This is a genomic window from Patescibacteria group bacterium, assembly GCA_024654625.1.
GTDB lineage: Bacteria > Patescibacteriota > Minisyncoccia.
This window is the reverse complement of the sequence record JANLHB010000005.1, coordinates 1-17,318: the sequence shown is the minus strand read 5'-3', so window position 1 is coordinate 17,318 and position 17,318 is coordinate 1. Positions and strand designations below refer to the sequence as shown.

Annotated in this window: 14 protein-coding genes; 1 reads left to right on the top strand and 13 read right to left on the bottom strand. The window is 34.3% G+C overall.

The genetic code is table 11. The annotated features are described in order from the left end of the window. The first annotated feature begins 1 nt into the window (after position 1). Complete coding sequence (locus NUV40_00175; GenBank protein ID MCR4342308.1) at positions 2–184, top strand: hypothetical protein; 183 nt, start codon at positions 2–4, stop codon at positions 182–184. Positions 185–235: 51 nt separating this feature from the next. On the opposite strand, the gene NUV40_00170 is transcribed toward NUV40_00175, so the two are convergent. From NUV40_00170 to NUV40_00110, 13 genes are all read right to left on the bottom strand, one after another. Next, positions 236–1,120 carry a hypothetical protein gene (locus NUV40_00170; GenBank protein MCR4342307.1) on the bottom strand — a complete coding sequence of 295 codons (885 nt, stop codon included), beginning with the start codon at positions 1,118–1,120 and terminating at the stop codon, positions 236–238. 259 nt (positions 1,121–1,379) lie between these two features. Then, positions 1,380–2,666 (bottom strand): SPASM domain-containing protein, encoded by a 1,287-nt coding sequence (locus tag NUV40_00165; GenBank protein MCR4342306.1) that lies wholly within the window; start codon positions 2,664–2,666, stop codon positions 1,380–1,382. Beyond that, positions 2,660–3,139: an NUDIX domain-containing protein gene (locus tag NUV40_00160; protein ID MCR4342305.1), complete on the bottom strand. Its 480-nt coding sequence runs from the start codon at positions 3,137–3,139 to the stop codon at positions 2,660–2,662. Before NUV40_00160 ends, NUV40_00165 begins: the two co-directional genes overlap by 7 nt. Positions 3,140–3,416: 277 nt before the next feature. Beyond that, positions 3,417–5,972, bottom strand: a complete 2,556-nt coding sequence (locus NUV40_00155) for a valine--tRNA ligase (GenBank protein ID MCR4342304.1) — start codon at positions 5,970–5,972, stop codon at positions 3,417–3,419. A gap of 121 nt (positions 5,973–6,093) precedes the next feature. Beyond that, positions 6,094–6,633 carry a GNAT family N-acetyltransferase gene (locus NUV40_00150; protein MCR4342303.1) on the bottom strand — a complete coding sequence of 180 codons (540 nt, stop codon included), beginning with the start codon at positions 6,631–6,633 and terminating at the stop codon, positions 6,094–6,096. Between the two features lie 36 nt (positions 6,634–6,669). Next, entirely contained in the window at positions 6,670–9,288 is a 2,619-nt protein-coding gene (locus NUV40_00145; GenBank protein ID MCR4342302.1) for a pyridoxal-phosphate dependent enzyme, read from the bottom strand. A 10-nt stretch (positions 9,289–9,298) separates the two neighbouring features. Further along, complete coding sequence (locus NUV40_00140) at positions 9,299–9,733, bottom strand: ATP-binding protein (protein MCR4342301.1); 435 nt, start codon at positions 9,731–9,733, stop codon at positions 9,299–9,301. Positions 9,734–9,846: 113 nt separating this feature from the next. Beyond that, complete coding sequence (argS, locus tag NUV40_00135) at positions 9,847–11,631, bottom strand: arginine--tRNA ligase (GenBank protein ID MCR4342300.1); 1,785 nt, start codon at positions 11,629–11,631, stop codon at positions 9,847–9,849. After that, positions 11,615–12,403, bottom strand: a complete 789-nt coding sequence (locus tag NUV40_00130) for a galactosyltransferase-related protein (GenBank protein ID MCR4342299.1) — start codon at positions 12,401–12,403, stop codon at positions 11,615–11,617. Before NUV40_00130 ends, argS begins: the two co-directional genes overlap by 17 nt. 4 nt (positions 12,404–12,407) lie before the next feature. After that, positions 12,408–13,532: a glycosyltransferase family 2 protein gene (locus tag NUV40_00125; protein ID MCR4342298.1), complete on the bottom strand. Its 1,125-nt coding sequence runs from the start codon at positions 13,530–13,532 to the stop codon at positions 12,408–12,410. 1 nt (position 13,533) lies between these two features. After that, positions 13,534–15,045, bottom strand: a complete 1,512-nt coding sequence (locus tag NUV40_00120; GenBank protein MCR4342297.1) for a B12-binding domain-containing radical SAM protein — start codon at positions 15,043–15,045, stop codon at positions 13,534–13,536. Positions 15,046–15,052: 7 nt separating this feature from the next. Then, complete coding sequence (locus tag NUV40_00115) at positions 15,053–16,792, bottom strand: hypothetical protein (GenBank protein ID MCR4342296.1); 1,740 nt, start codon at positions 16,790–16,792, stop codon at positions 15,053–15,055. A 212-nt stretch (positions 16,793–17,004) separates the two neighbouring features. Then, on the bottom strand, positions 17,005–17,318 hold a 314-nt coding region (locus NUV40_00110), incomplete at its 5' end, for a cell wall metabolism sensor histidine kinase WalK (GenBank protein ID MCR4342295.1).

The window sequence follows — 17,318 nt, the reverse complement described above, 5'->3', positions numbered from 1 at the left end:
AATGACAGGCTCAAACGCAATCAAGGGAGCTTCTGAAAGGACAAGGAGTCTCCTCGACATAAACGCCACACCGCGCGAATGTCGAGAGCAAGAAGCACAAGACGTTAAGGGCTGGGATGACCAATGGGGTAATTGGGACGACCTCGGCGGCGGCGACCCAGGGTGGGGAGACATAAGCGGTTAACCCCCTCCAAAATGTCCGTTTGAGAATTTATTTTCTCAGACGGACATTTTTTTAATTCTTCTCCTTAATAATATCTATCAACCTATTGATAAAATTCCTGTCCAGTTGACTGCCTTTTTCAACATACTCCTTTGCCAAATTAATAATCATAATAGTTTGCCCTTTGGTAACTTGTGGCAATAATTGAGTAGATGGTTTATTCTTTAATATTCGTATACCTAAAATTCCATTTGGAAATAATGATCCAGCGGTTAACTCATTAACAAGGTCAGCTACCTGCTCATCTTCCTTAAAATAATCCAATAATAATGAAAAATACCGTTCTTGAAACATCAAATGTATTATTTCATGCCAAATAATACCTATGGCTTGATTTATATTTTCTATCGGGTAACGGGAAACTTCTAGACTAATCATATTGCGGTCTATATTGGCACCACCTCCTATGTGCTCAGGAGTAGAAAATAAAAGAGTGACAGAAACTTCTTGTGTATCAATATTGCTTTTGTATAAGATTTTTAATATAGACAATATTTTTATTATAAGGTTTTTATCATTAGATTCTTCACTCAATGCATCTTTCCATTTTTTAAGAAGAACTTCATCTTCTTTATACAGAGCATCAAACTTATCCTCTAAAACATTAAAAATTTCCTTCATTGTTAAATATTCTCTTTCAGATAAACATTTATTCAATTCTTCAAAAGGGCTTTCTGACAGAAAAAAAGCCCTTTCAAAACAACTTTTTGTCTTAGGGTATTTAAATCTAATCTCTTTAAATTTTTCTAATACAGATTCCTCATCTTTTGAGAAAGATTTGAGCTTTTCTCTCCAAAAAATATTATAATCTTTACGATTACTAAAATGCCATTCTGAGAGATTCTGGACAAAATAATAAAAATTCGCCCATTTTGAGATTCTAAATTCAAATTTCATTATAGAGATTATACCTCATTTTACCCCTTCTTCTCAACACCAGTCGAGATTAACGGCAACTCCACGAAGAATGTGCTACCTTTGCCCTCGCCGGCAGACTCCGCCCACAACTTGCCGTTGTGCTTGGCGATGAATTTTTACCCCTCACTTTCGCGATAAGCGATAGTGTTGGGGCTTTAGCCACATAGAGGCCGAGGCCGGAACCGGCAGTATTGAACTTGGAGGCGTTGTCTGCGCGGTTGAATTTCTCCAAAAAACTCTAAGGGAAAAAACTCATTTGCTTATCACCGAAACTTCTATCTTTTAATGATATCTTTCCTTCTAAAAACTGCTCTATAACTTGATCTACACGAAAGTGTCGACATTTACTTAAGTCACAAGCGCCCTTATTAAATGTTTTATAAGTTTTTTTAACAACATCAACATGGATAGAACCACTCCAAAGACTTTTTAGACTCATTGAATTAATGTTTCCAATACTAAAACTTTCCATTCCTATCCTTGGGTTACATAGAAAAACTTCTCCGTTTGTATCTAAATTTATTATTAAACCTAATACTACATTCCAACATAGCGTAGGGTTTATAACCACCGTATCATTTTTAATTTTATCCCGTAAACCCAATATATTAAATATTATCTCTTCTGATAAATCGGTTTCTTTGGTTAATATACTTTTTATCTGCTCTTTCTCCTTCTTAGTTAGCTCTATATCTTGAGGAATAATTTTTCTCTTTCTATATTCTTCTTCTATTTCAAAATTGTTTACGCATCTCAGGGAAATATCTTTGAATCCTAAATATTTTGCATAATTATATATTTCTCCGGAATATAAATAATTCTCTCTACATATCAATATTTTTGCTGATATATAGGGATGACTTTTACCTTCCCTATTTAAATCATCAGCTATTTCTATATATTTTTTAAGATTATCATTTAATACATCAAACTGACCACTTGAAGAATCTAATCCAGCTGTAGAATTATATGTATCTTTATTGTGTCCAATTAAACTGAGTGATACCCATTTTGTTTTTTCTAATAATTTTTCATGCGTAAATTTATCCAAATTCACACCATTTGTATTGAATCCATAATATAAATCATAATCATTAATAACTTCATTAAGTTTGCCTTTGCAGGCTAATAATGCCTCTCCTCCACCAACCAGCACACACCCTCCCCCTTTCATGCTTATAAAATCTTCAAAAACTTTCCTTAATTTATCCTCCGTTATTTCAATATTATCTTCTATATTTATCTTATTTCTTTGCCTACTAGAACAGAAAGTACACTGTCTATTACATACAGGGGTCGGATTGATCCCCATAGACCGAGGTCCTATGGCGTCGTATAAATTACCGAGATTTGAAAGTATCTTTTCTGGATCGTTTTTTGCAATATTCAATAATTCTAGATTATCACTAATTCCCAATATATCTTTTAATATTTCTATTCTTTCACTAGCTGCCTCCAGAGACTTAAGAACAGTAAATCCTCTGTATTGAGTTAATGCCTTTATTTTATTTTCTTTCTCTACCACTTACTTATTATTACTTTATCTTTTCTTGATAAAAACTCATTTATTCTTCTTTTTGTACCGGCAGATATGCTACCAGGGAGATTATTAATATTGAAATATCCAGCCTCTTCTATTTCAATATTTTTTGCTTTAGTTAAATTTAATTTTAAATTATCTAAGATAAACAGAAAGATATAATCGTTTTTATATTCCTGGAAATTATCATAAACTCCAAACAGATCGGCACTACTCAATTGACCTTCGTTAAGATCTATATTGAGTTCTTCTTTAATTTCTCTCTTAAGCGAGTCTATAATATCTATTCCATTTTTAGCACCTCCTCCGGGTAAATACCAGCTACTAGAATAAGTATGTTTTACAAGTAAAACTTCATTATTGTATATATTTAGAAGCCTGACCCCTATTGTGGTAGGCCTGAATATAAACCAATATATTTTTCTTAAAATATTTATAATTTTTATAAAATAAAACATATTTATCATCCCCCCTACTCCCTCGGCAACTCCACGAAGAATGTGCTACCTTTCCCTTTTTATCCCGCCACGGCGGGACGCTCGCTGACTCCGCCCACAACTTGCCGTTGTGCTTGGCGATGAACTCTTTAGCCACGTAGAGGCCGAGGCCGGAGCCTTCGGTGTTGAACTTGGAGGCATCTTTAGCTCGGTTGAATTTCTCGAAGATTTTATCCAACGTCTCTTGGCTCATGCCAGCGCCGGAGTCTTTAATAGTCACGAGGGCAGTCTAAATAAATTAAACTCTAATCTCTACAATCAGTTCTTCGTCACTTGTTATTTCGATTTCAACACTATTTGCCTTTGCTAAAGAAGTAATATCATCTAAAAAACCGTTTAATTTATTTTTTTGTTCTTCTCGACATCTTATTTTTAACAAAGTAATTTGTGTACCAAATTTTATTTTATTATCAGTCTTAAATCTTCTTATTTTTGAGATAACATCTAAGGCTAAATTGGCATTTTCATTATTTTCATGATTAGAATACTCAAGTGATGTTGATGGCCACTGAGTACTATGTATACTTTTAATATTTTCATTATTGGAAAAATAACCACCACCACTTTCCGAGCTAACAGATTCTTTTACAACTCCATTATCTTCTTTCTTTACTGTTTGAGCGTGGAACATTTCTTCTGTTATATGAGGGATAAAAGGAGAAGCCATCTTCATAACACTAAGAAAACAATTGTAAGACGTGAATTGCGCTGACATTTTCTCTTTATTATCGTCCGGCTTTATTGCCAGCCTCCTTTTTACAATCTCCAAATAATTATCACAAAAATCTTTCCAAAAAAAGTCTTCAAAAATCTGGCGCGCTTGGCTGAATTCATAATTTTCAAAAGATTCAGACATCTTACTTGCCGTCTCAAATGATCTGTCTAATATCCACCTGTCAATTGCCTCCAGCTCATCTTCTTTTATTTCTACTTTAGGATCAAATCCTTCCAGTTTACTAAGCACCAGCTTGCCGGCATTATAGATTTTAGTGACTAATTTTTTACCCTTCTTCACTTCCTTTTCGTCAAAATATGAATCTCTGCCTAACGAAGCGCCACACATCGCATACCTGACAGCATCCGCTGAATGTGTCGCAATTAATTCTTCCGGCTTATATTTTCCTCCACCGGTCTTCTTACTAATCTTTTCTCCCTCCTGCACCAAAATATGTCCGGAGATCATTAAATCTCTCCACGGAATCTCATTATGCTTATACAAGCCCATCAAGATAGAATACACAGCCCATGTTCTAATTATATCGTGAGCTTGAGGCCTCACCGACATTGGATATAACTTGCCATTCAATCCGCCATTTAATGGATTGTCATTATTTATGTCTGGCGATAAAGACGAGGTAAACCATGTATCCAAGACATTTTTCTCCGGGAGCATTTTACCTTCACCGCAAGCAGTACAATTATGAATATTTTTCTCTTTTTTGGGGTCAATCGGGAATTGATCTTCCTCTGGGATTAAAACGTTCTCACAATTATCGCAGCTAAATACAGGGATTGGTATTCCGTAAAATCTTTCTCTTGAAATACACCAATCCCACTTTAGACCATTAATCCAATCTTCATACCTTGTCTTCATATATGAAGGATGCCACTTTATTTGAGTTCCCGCATCCAAGAGGCGTTCTTTCATATCGAGTACTTTCATAAACCACTGAGTAGTCGGTAAAAATTCCACCAGGGTACCGCATCTCTCATGAACATCAACATTATGCTTGATCTGTTCTTCTTTTTTTATAAACCCGTCAGACTTTAATTTTTCAACGATAATTTTCCTAGCTTCATTTACTCTCCTCCCTTTCAAGTCAGGCAATTCATCTACATCTTCAAATTTTCCATATCTGTTTAATATGATTTTTTCATTCAAATTATATTTTTTTGTCCAATAGATATCTGTTTCATCACCATAGGTGCAGCACATCACCGCCCCGGAGCCTTTATCTTTTTCAACTTTCTCATCAGCCATTATTTCAACCCCATCTCCCAAGGGAGTGATAACTTTCTTACCGATTAAGTTTTTAAATCTAATATCGTCCGGATTAACAAAAACAGCACTGCATGCGGGCAGTAATTCAGGGCGAGTTGTTGCGACGATCAATTCCTGATCATCTTCAGTCTTAAATGATAAATCATAAAAAACAGCTTCTTTTTCTTTATCTTCTTTTTCAGCTTGAGCAAATGAAGTCTGACACTCTGTGCAATAAAGAGCCGGGGCATTTTTTTTATAAATAACCCCTCTCTCATATAACTCCTTAAAAGTGGACTGGGATTTCTTTTGAACTTCCGGCGAAATACTGGAATATTCTAGTCGCCAGTCTACACTAAGACCTATTGATTTCCATAGATCTTCATAAAGGTGTTTATATTTATTCGTAATATCAAGGCAGCTTTTTGTGAAATCTTCTAAATCCATATTAGCGCCTCTTATCCCAAGTTCCTTTTCCACCAACCTTTCTGTTGGCAAACCATTATTATCAAAACCAAAAGAATAACGAACATTATTCCCTTGCATTCTTTTAAACCGCGAGATTACCTCCGCTTGAGTATAAGAAAAAATATGCCCAAGGTGCAATGACCCGGAGATTGTTGGTGGCGGAGTATCTACAGTATAAAGAGGGCCCGGTTGCTCAGGATCAAATTTATAGATACCTTCCTTTTCCCAGAAATCTTGCCAGTATTTTTCTTTTTCAAAAGGATTATATCTTTCTTTTTCTTCAACTTTTTTTTCCGCTTCGTTTAAGTTTTTGGGGATATTAGGCATATCAGGTGGCTTTTCCATAAAAATTTACTTAATTTTCTGCCCTGTTAATAATAATTAAAATATAACACTATGTATTAATAGTTGCAATTACTTATTGAATGTGGCCCACGTAATATTGATATTATGCACAATATATATCTTAAGAATTATTATCTTTCTCTCTAGAAAAATAATCATCGCTAGACATTTCGTAAAAAATCAACTCTCTACCGGATGTTAAATCAATGCTAGTTTTAAATTTTTTATAACCAAGTTTCTCGTAAAGATTAATAGCCTTTTCATTTTCAATAAATACATCATGCCAAACTCTAGAATATTTTAATTTATCAAAAGCTAATTCCCAAATATTTTCAAAAGCTAGGACTCCATAACCCTTATTCTTGTATTCATCACATATAACGAGACGTATAAACTCTAGAGACAATTCATCCGGCGAATCCTTTTCCAAAATAGAGTACCCAACAGGAACAATATTATCACCTTTCTTACTAATTAGAAGGTGTAAGAATTGCGGATTATTTATTATAGATTCATGTTTTTCTTTAGTCCAAGATATTATATTTGGTTCTTTTGATTCCCAAGATGCAATAAGATCAATATCTTCAATTTTGGTGGGAACCATTTCTATGGCATTATGCATTCTTTCAATACGTTTTTCAAAAAAATTTGATTTCTCCATAAACAAATATATTAAATTATAATTCCAATAAAAATCCTAAGAGGAAGAAGTCTCACTATTACAATCATTAAGGCTATCAAAACTATGAATATAATTTCTAAAGGCTTCGATAAGAGCGTCGGCAAGTAATGTTGTTTCATTGTAAGATCTGTCTCCAGCCGACAATCTCAAGAAAGGCGGCGAATTTTCTGCCATAGCTGTTGCCGCTGATATTCTAGGGAGAGAAAATCCAAAACTTACACCTTTTGTCAATGAAATACCATATTTTTTCGCAACAGACAACGCGGTCTCTATGAAACTATTTAGTGAATCACGCTGATTAAGAAAAGGGTCGGTAAAAGTAAAAGTCACTAAACCTCCGACAGAATTAAACCTCTCTGCCAGCGCATAATCAGGATGTGATTTCAAATTAGGATAATGAACTCGCACCACCCGAGAGAGTTCATTATCTCGATTAATAGCATTACTGATTAAAATCGCATTTCTACTCATTCTTCTCATTCTTTTGCTATGTATCTCGCGTGAATATGTTGGAAATATATTACTAGCTGAATCATACATAATTGTCCCGGTATTTCTCCTTAATCGATCAAATAATGCGGTAAATTCAACTGGGATGGCGACAAGCCCACCCATGGCAATATCAAGTCCCAACTGAAGGTATTTACTGCAACTATCATAATATAAAACTTTCACGCGAGAATTTGCACCACTTGCGGGGAATGGATTTATTTCCCCTGACATCATTGTTCCATCAACAACAAAATAGATATCATTTTTAAGATTCTCTTTCGAGATATGTTTAATCACAGCCCCTACATCTGTCAAACGCAATTCAACAGTATTTGTCAATGGATCAAGAAAAACGACCTTGGGTTTATTTTTTTTAATGAGGTTGCATATTTCATTAATATCATGAGTATTAGCTCGTTTAATATTTATGTTTGGTAATTTCGATATCTGTTCATCAGTTTCAAAATATATATATTGGGGAATCAATACAGTGTCACCTGGCTTTAAAACATGTCGCTGAAGATAAGCTTCAATAATATTATAAGCCGCCATACCGGAAGATGTTACTAAAAGTCCAATTTCTTCTTGATTAAGCCCTAATACTTCAGCTAGTTGCCTTTCTACAGAAATCAATTGATTGCTTTCGTATCTATTATAATTAACCCCCGGATTCCCCTGACTATCCAAAGCGAAAAACATAGTATCCCAACTCTGACCATATGAAGCTGACCTCCAATCAAGCACCATCGAAGATACCATCACCATGTGAAGAAGTGACCTATATGCTTGTAATTTAGATGTAACCTGCCTACCATACTCAACAGGTGATAAATTTGAATTTAAATTTATCACTTTGTTTTGTTCAAGTAGTTCAGTAATATTTCTTTCGAGATTTGTTATTGTATACACCGCAGATTCATCAACATTCAATTTCTCTACATTACAATAATCCAAATATTCTTTCAGTCTATTTTGAATACGGTGGACAATCTGCTTTATTTCATCAAATCTTGTTGTCAAATATTCAATATCTTCTCGTGCATCCAGCTCTTGATTTTCTGAAAGAAATCCTCTTTGTTTATACCCTTGAAGAGAAAAATCAATACCCTTTAGTGGAACTTTGTGTAAGATTTTTTCTCCATGTATATTAATAAAATCAAATAAATTTTTATCTTGAAATGGGAAATTCATTATTTTAGTGAGATTCCCAGTCGTTATATTCCCTCCACTAAATATAATACCAATCTTAGCTCCAGTTCTGATTTTACCACTTATCACAGCCGCCAAACCTACAGCTCCAGACGGTTCAACTAATTGACTCTCATGATAAAGCAATGCCAACACTGCGGCGGCTATCTCTTCTTCATTCACTAAAATTATGTCATCTGCAATTTGTTTTATTATATCGAAAGTGATACTGCGGTCTTCAAGATTCACAGCCAATCCGTCAGCAAAAGTTGGATAATTAATTACTTTTTTTATTTTACCCGCTTTAAGCGAAGACGCTACTGAAGAATATGATTCTGCTTCAACTCCGATTATTTTTATCCCCGGTTTTATCTGTTTTGCTATGAGTCCTACCCCACTAATTAATCCTCCCCCTCCAACTGGAACAATAAGGACATCTATATCGGGGACCTGTTCTAGAAACTCTAAAGCAACGCTGGCTTGCCCTTGTATAATTTGAGAATCATTATATGGAGAAATAAAATCCCAATTATTTTTTTCTGCCACATTTTTCGCATAAATCGTTGACTCCTCAAGCTGAGTTCCTATTGGAACGATTGAATACCCGTAAGCAGCTAATCTGTTACGCTTTAGAGGACTTGCTGTTGTTGGAATACAGATTGTTGCATTTAATCCAAGAATCTTTGCGGCTTCAGCTATAGCTAAACCATGATTTCCCGCTGATGCTACTATTATATTTCTTAAATGATCATTGCGTCTTAATCTATTGTAAGCACCCCTAAATTTAAAAGAGCCTGTCTTTTGTTGATTCTCAAATTTCCCAACCGCATCAATCCCTGCAATACGTTTCAGCCACGACAAATTTCTCACATCTGTCTTTACACAAATTTTGCTAATAGCTTTATGCGCCTCATTTATTTCATCAATCCACTTATTTTGATATTTTTCTGTCATTTTTTATTTTTTACCCCTTCGGCAACTCCACGAAGAATGTGCTACCCTTCCCCTCGCCGGCACTCTCCGCCCAGAGGCGGCCGTTGTGCTTGGAGATAAACTCTTTGGCCACATAGAGGCCGAGGCCGGAACCGGCAGTGTTAAACTTAGAGGCGTTGTCTGCCCGAGAGAACTTATCAAAAAGCCTCCCCATAGTTTCTTGGCTCATGCCAGCGCCGGAGTCTTTAATAGTCACAAGGGCGACATCTTTATCTTTAGGTAAAGTAAAAATAATCTTCACGAAACCGGACGGCCCGTTCGGGTGGACAGGTGTGTATTTTATAGAATTATCTATCAGGTTGGAGAGGACTTGCTTGATCTTCCCTTCGTCGGCGTTTATCACGACTTCTCCTTTCACCTCGGTATCAAAGTAGAGTTTAGGATCCGTCTTCCCTTCCTCCTTCATCTTAAGACTAAACTCTTCGAAGAGTTCGTCGACGAGCTTACCAAGGTCAAACTTGGTAAATTCATAATCTATCTTCCCTCTCTCAATTCTTGAGACATTAAGGAAGTCGCCTATTACATTCTCTCTAATACATCAATACCTATCATGTTTAACCCTTGTTTTAACACTATGGACGTAGCATGAATAAAATTTAGACGTGCAGCAGTTAGTTCGTGGGGTACATCATCAGATATAACTTTGTGTTTGTTATAAAATTGATTAAAACTTCTTGATATTTCAAAAATATGGTTAGTAATGCGAGACGGATTAAATTCTTCGGCTGCTAGCATTATTTCTTTTGGAAATTGTATTAATTTTTGTAATAGTGCAATTTCTTCAGTGTTGCCTAAAGATGAAAAATCTTCGCTACGAAAATCTATATTTTCACTCTTTGCTTTATCTAAAATACCAAAAATTCTAGCGTAAGTATATTGACAATAAGGACCCGTATTGCCGTCAAATGAAATTGATGCTTGTGGGTCGAAATGTATATTCTGCGCAGGTTTAACAGACAAGAGATAATACTTAATAGCACCCACAGCAATTTTACTAGCCCTTTTCTTAATTTCTTCATCATCTAATTTATGGCCTAAATCACGTTTTCGTATTTCTTCTGTTGCTAATTCCGTCATTTGATTTATTAAGTCATCAGCATCAACTACTTTACCCTCTCGTGATTTCATTTTGCCTTCTGGTAGATACACCATTCCATAGGACAAATGATAACAACTATCGGCCCATTTATAGCCCACTTCTTTCAAAATAGAAAATAAACATTTAAAGTGATAATTTTGCTCACTACCTACCACAAATATCGATCTGTTGACTTTATGTTCTTTGAATTTTAAGACTGTTGTGGCTATGTCTTGGGTTATATACACACTCGTGCCATCAGGACGCAAAACCGTTACTTCTTTTATAGTGTCTTCTTTATTAAGACCAAACTCAGATTTTGATAATTTAAAAATAATATTTCCTTTTTCATTTTTTGAAAAAATCCCTCTTTTGATCCCGTCTTCTACTATGTCTTTACCTAATTTATATGTATTTGATTCAAAATAAAAAACATCGAATTTTAAACCGAATTTATCGTAAGTTTCGTTAAAACCTTTGTACACCCAATTGTTCATTGTTTCCCAACGCTTTATTGTTTCAGGATCTCCATTTTCCCACTTCCTCAATAAAGCCATAGCCTCTTCTTCCAATTTTGGATTTTTTTCAAGCTCTTGGTTATAACGTACATACCACTTACCAACAAAATGATCACCTTTCATGTTTTCTGATTCTGGAGTTGAACCTTTGCCCCACTTTTCCCAAGCCAACATACTTTTACAAATATGTACCCCTCTATCATTAATCAAATTAGTTTTTATCACTTTATTTCCGAGCCCCTCAAATATATTTGACATAGCCATACCCATGGCTCCGTTACGCAAATGACCTAAATGCAACGGCTTATTTGTATTTGGTGATAAATATTCAACCATTATTCGTTCATGTATTTTGGTCTTTATCTCGTCTAAATTACTATTATTTTTTATCAAATTAATATAACTACTAAATAAGGAGTTGTTGTTTATCTTAATATTTAAATATGGCCCTACGGCACTAGTATTTAATATAAGATTATCGATGACTAAATTGCCAGCTAACTTATTTGCTGCTTCTTTTGGATTAATGCCAAACTGTTCAGCTAAAGAAAAACATTCAATGGTAAAATCTCCCATTTTTGCTTCTGGGGGGAAAGATAACTCTAGTTTATCTGGGTATTTCCCAAATACGTCTTTAACAGTCTTTTTAATTTGTGATAAAATACTTTCTCTTAAGTTGTCCATAATTTTATTAGCTTTTAAATTCACCCCACTCTGTAATACCTTTTATGTGTTGTTTCCAATCATCTTTTGTCCAATTATCCATATTTTCTAATAATTCTCTATTCTTACTATAATACGGATTAGTAGATCTAGCACCCTGTGCATCTACCCCACAGCGTGCGTGGTATAAATGATATAAATCCATTAAAGAACCGTCCTCCCAACCAACGCAAGATTTTGATTTAAGCCAAAACGCATCGTCGCGGCACCCCCAACCTTTAAATAATTCTGGAAAGCCTTTAATTTTAAAAAAAGAATCTCTTTTGACCCAAATTGAACCCCCGTGTATAGTGTCACTTGGAAATCTTCCTATTTTATCACTATTTTTGACCTCAGATAAATCAACCTGCCCTCTTAACAAGCTATCGGAAAAACCCTTACCCAAATATACTATATTTTTCCATGTTGTACCAATCCCACTGCTTGAATGTATTTTTTTTTCTGTTTCACTAAGAAAACATTTGGGAACAACCACATCATTGTCATGAAAAATTAATATGTTACCGGAACTAAATTTAGCAGCTATGTTAAAAATCCAATAAATATCAAATGGATTTCGGGGAATAATATGTTTATATATATTAAATCTGGATTTTGTTTGCTCTTTAACTCTATATTGGTTATCTGCCTCAATTAATATATATTCAACATCTTTAGGGTAATTATTCGCAAAAAAGCTGTCCATAACCAAATCTAAATATTTGTGTCTTTCTTCGCCCCCCGTTCCAAAAATTACTGATATAGCTGGTGATTCCATAAGATTAAACTCGATAGTCTACACCCCGCCATGTAACTTTTTTTGAACCAAAAAAAGCATCGCATGAAATTATAAATAATAATAAATAACCTAAAGGATAATAAAAATATGTATACCAAGATTGTTCAGACCACTTCCTAATAGGCAAGAAAACCAAAGGAGTTATTAGATAATATATAACCATATACACTACTAAGTATATACTAAAGAAAGGAATCATCAATATCAAAGGGAGAAAGGATAAAATTAAAAAGAAAATTATCAAGGCTATTTTGACAATATAATTAATTTCCATTGTAGCCAGCCCCTTTTTAGTAGTTGAATATAGCTGTTTAAACGAAGAGTAGTTTTTTAAGAAAAATAATTTTGTGCCGTCAACTAATTTTATTTTTTTGCCATTTCTTTTTAATAACTCGGCAAAAGCATAGTCTTCAACTACAGATGAATAGACTGACTGAAACCCACCAACAGAGAGATATGTGGATTTATTAATAAGCCAACATGCCCCGACCAGAATCGCATGTGAAGTGTTATGGTCCTGCATTTTTTTAAGCTTATAGGAGCTACTATTAAACAAAAGATACGGGTTTAGCCAGCATTTTTCCCACCAGGTTGATGTAAAATGTTTTGGAACAAAAGAGATTGCCAAATTTTTACTCAAAATTTTACTTGTGACTATTGTTTTAATCGCATCATTAGCAAGCCAAATATCTGCGTCAATAAATAGCAACCAATTACCCTTAGCTTTTTGGACAGCATAATCTAATGATACCGCTTTTCTATTGTCAGGCAGATTGAAATCGCTATCTTTGATATAAAAATAACGTATCATATCTTTACACTTTATTTGGTATTTTTTTACTAGGGAACCTGTGCCATCATTAGAGCCATTGTCAATAATGAGCACCTCTTCTATGGCGCTTTTATCATTGGCCAATAATGATTCTAAACATTTTCCAATTCTATCTACCTCATTTCTGACTGGTATGATAACTGAAATCTTTTTTCTATTTTGTGTTAAATCATCAAAAATATTTTCAACTAGAAATAAGTTTCTCGAAGTCAGTATATATTGAGTTACTAAAAATAAAAAATGTAAACCAATAATTATAAAAAAGAAATAATACATATTATAAAATTGGCTTAATGGACAGCTCTGATTCGTCGCAGAATAATTTATTATTAGAAGCCAATTCTATCTTTAATAAATTAAAAATATCTTGCAAGTTTTTGCCAGCCAATTTTATCTGACTCATCCTGTCCATAGGCTTATCCAACGAAAACAATAAGCGAATCAAAGTATGCGATTCGCACCAAGAATAAGCTGGTGCGTGTTCAAGTATTTCTGGCAAAATATGCAACGGGACATCAAGTTCTACCTTTTTCCAATCACTGGGATTAATTCTGTTTTGACTATCCAAAACAGGAACATTATCAGACCACCAATCAGGACTATAAATGTGCCATCTGTAATAATCTATGGGCAAACTAGATCCGTATTTAAACGTGGCTTTCATATCGTCCAAGCTCTCTCCCGGAAGACCAGCTATAAACGTGGCTTGAGTTATAATATTATTTTTTTGTAATAGTTCAATCGCTTGTAATGCTGTTGTTTTATCAACCTTAAATACACCCTGAGTGTATTTGTTTATTTCATCATTAACTGACTCAACCCCAAACACTAACGATTTACAACCTGCTTTATGTATTTTTTTTAATTTATCTTTTTGATTAAGAATATCCCTGCATGTTCCCCAGGCTGACCAAGATATATTAACTTGTTCATTCAGAATATCGTCACACAAATCTTCCATTTGAGGGTAAGACAAAAATGTTGAATCTTCTATATTCATTTTTGATAGGCCTAGTTTATAGGCTCTTAGTATCTCAGCAAATATCTTTTTATGATTGAAAAAACGGTATCTACCTCCTCCCAAAATATTTTCAAAACAAAAACTGCATCGATAGGCACAGCCCCTGCTAGTAAATAAGCTATATGGTCTTTTACCATTATCCCAATTAAAAGAATTCCAGTTGATTAATGGTAAATTTGATAGTTCAGCTTGACTTAAAAATAAAGAATCATTTCTAATAAAGGAATTACTATTTTTACGATAAGATATGTTTGGTATTTTGTTTAACAATTTTTTATCTTTTGCGGCCTTATAAAGACTGTCGATTATCCCTTCACCTTCCCCATGAATTAATACATCAATATGTTTAGAGTCTAAAAAGGGCTGAAAACGTGTTTTAGGGCTCATGTCTAACATTTTTATAAAACTGCCACCTACAACTATCATAGCGTCTGAATATTCATTGCCACAGGCTTCTGCTACTCTCAAAGCCCGACCATAATTACCATAAGTATAAGAAGTTGATGAACTAGAGATTATAATTAAGTCGGCATCTTTACTAGTTTTTATAACCTTATTTATAAACTCATTCTCAAATTTGATAAATTCTTTGTAGGTTTTAGCCTCTTGTGCTTCTTTGGAAAAAAATTCCACAAAAGATGCGTCTATATTTTTGTTTTGCAATACAGAGAGCATATATGGCAAAGAAAATATATAACCCATACTAGGCCCGACATTACCAAAAGACCAACTAATATCAACTAATACTACTTTAGAATGTTTGCTCATATTAAACTTATTTTTTATCAAGATGACGACTGAAAATTTCCACTGCTTTGGCTAGTGGCTCTTGGTTAACTTGATATTCAATTAAACAATTGCCCAAAACCAGATAATCTAATTTAGCAAGAAAAAAATTTCGCAAGGCATCTTGCTCGGTGCAAACAATAGGTTCGCCATGCATATTAAAGCTAGTATTCATCAGCGATGGACATCCGGTTTTTTTATAAAATTTATTTAACAAACCATGAAAAAATTTATTAACTTCTTTTTTGACTAACTGAGGACGAGCAGTATTGTCAACATGTACGACAGCGGGGCATTTCTTCTTAAAATACGGTTTGCAATCAACTGTTGTGGTCATAAAACTAGCAGTATGCATCTTACCTTTTAAACCAAAGAAACACTTATCACTAATTTCTTGCATGACGGCTGGTGCAAGTGGCATAAATTCTGTGCGTTTTAATTTTCTACTCAAAATCTTATTAATATTTTTATTGACCGGGGAGGCCAAAATACTTCTATTACCCAAAGATCTTGGCCCCAACTCCATTTTACCTTTGGCAATCGCGATTATATTACCTTCTTCCAATAAGTTTGCGATTATATTAATTAATTTTTGTTGATTTGTTATCAACTTATATTTGATATTAAATTTTTTCAACAAATTGATTGGGCTACTAATTTTATATCCATTATATACATTATCAATCTTTTTTGGTTTTATATGTTTGTCCTGTAATAGCTTGTAATAGACACTACCAACAGCCAGCCCATCATCGCCCATTGGTGGAGATACAAAAATTTCATCAAAACCTAGTTCGTGAATTTTTTTATTAATTTTTATGTTTGCGAATAAACCACCAGCCAGAGCGATATTTTTTATTTTGATTTTGTTCTTCAAATATTCTATTAAATTTAAAACCTCTTTCTCTACTATATACTGAATAGCAAATGCTACATCTTCTTTGGAATATTTACTAATCTTTTTATTAAATTTATGCAAAATATGGCTATTAACTTTACAGCAAGGTATTACTTTGGACTCTAAGCTATTTAACCAAAAAGATATGTTGTATAATTCAGGATTTTTTATCAATTTATTTACAATTACTATGCAATCTTGATTAAACTTTCCGTAAGAACTTAACCCTGTTATTTTACCTTCGTCTTTGTTGGGAGCAAAACCCAATAACGCAGTAATCAGTGAATATGATTTAGCTGGTGAGTAATAAAGATTTTTGCTAAATTTAAATAAAGGCTTCATTCCTTCTCTGTTTGCTGTATGAACAGTTGCTATCCAAGGTTCATTGTATGCCCCATTATCAATAGTTACTATAATGGCTTCTTTAAAACCACTCATAAAGTAAGCTGACGCGGCATGTGATGAATGATGACCTGCATAATAGATTTTTGTTTTCGGAAAAACTTTTATTATTTTTCTTTCCCACTCTTTATTATAAACCCCATATCCAGGGGGGAGTTTTGGCGACCTCTTTGTTAATAAATCAATATTATACTCTTCCTCTTTAATTTTTAGATTTGGGTCTTCACACGGTACGCATATAGTTTTGGGTTTATATACTCCAAAATTTTCTTTTAAATATTTTAAACTTCTATTGGGCCATCTGCCATCTTTTTTAATTCTACTAAACCTTTCTTCATTGACGGCAAAAATTATATCCCCATTTTCATCCAATAGGGCTATATTACTGTCATGCATGCCTAAATATGATAACCCTAAGTAGTAGTTCATGTGTTTATTAAAAATTTATAGACCAAAAATATAATTCTATAGAACCTAATCTCACCTATACAAAAACCTGCGCAACTAATTATAACTATATTATTGGCTCACTTTCAGTATATCAAATTTTAAAAAAATTGGCACCAAAAGCATTAAATCTATTTAATTTCCCGCCAGAGCGGCGGCAAAGCCACCACAGGCGGGGCTCCCAGATAATACCATTATACTCTGGGTAGCTCCACAAAGAAGGTGGAGCCTTTACCTTCTCCCGGGCTTTCCGCCCAGAGGCGGCCATTGTGTTTGGCGATAAACTCTTTGGCCACATAGAGGCCGAGGCCAGAACCGGCAGTGTTAAACTTAGAAGCGTTGTCTGCCCGAGAGAACTTGTCAAAAAGCCTCCCCATGGTCTCTTGGCTCATGCCAGCGCCGGAGTCTTTAATAGTCACAAGGGCGACATTTTTATCTTTAGGTAAAGTAAAAATTATCTTCACAAAGCCGGACGGTCCGTTCGGGTGGACAGGGGTGTATTTGATAG

What these genes read in the sequence shown, in the direction of transcription:
- NUV40_00175 (MCR4342308.1), top strand. Translation starts at nt 2, where the DNA reads ATGACAGGCTCAAACGCAATCAAGGGAGCTTCTGAAAGGACAAGGAGT.
- NUV40_00170 (MCR4342307.1), bottom strand. Translation starts at nt 1,120, where the DNA reads ATGAAATTTGAATTTAGAATCTCAAAATGGGCGAATTTTTATTATTTT.
- NUV40_00160 (MCR4342305.1), bottom strand. Translation starts at nt 3,139, where the DNA reads ATGTTTTATTTTATAAAAATTATAAATATTTTAAGAAAAATATATTGG.
- NUV40_00155 (MCR4342304.1), bottom strand. Translation starts at nt 5,972, where the DNA reads ATGGAAAAGCCACCTGATATGCCTAATATCCCCAAAAACTTAAACGAA.
- NUV40_00150 (MCR4342303.1), bottom strand. Translation starts at nt 6,633, where the DNA reads ATGGAGAAATCAAATTTTTTTGAAAAACGTATTGAAAGAATGCATAAT.
- NUV40_00145 (MCR4342302.1), bottom strand. Translation starts at nt 9,288, where the DNA reads ATGACAGAAAAATATCAAAATAAGTGGATTGATGAAATAAATGAGGCG.
- NUV40_00140 (MCR4342301.1), bottom strand. Translation starts at nt 9,733, where the DNA reads ATGAAGGAGGAAGGGAAGACGGATCCTAAACTCTACTTTGATACCGAG.
- NUV40_00130 (MCR4342299.1), bottom strand. Translation starts at nt 12,403, where the DNA reads ATGGAATCACCAGCTATATCAGTAATTTTTGGAACGGGGGGCGAAGAA.
- NUV40_00125 (MCR4342298.1), bottom strand. Translation starts at nt 13,532, where the DNA reads ATGTATTATTTCTTTTTTATAATTATTGGTTTACATTTTTTATTTTTA.
- NUV40_00120 (MCR4342297.1), bottom strand. Translation starts at nt 15,045, where the DNA reads ATGAGCAAACATTCTAAAGTAGTATTAGTTGATATTAGTTGGTCTTTT.
- NUV40_00115 (MCR4342296.1), bottom strand. Translation starts at nt 16,792, where the DNA reads ATGAACTACTACTTAGGGTTATCATATTTAGGCATGCATGACAGTAAT.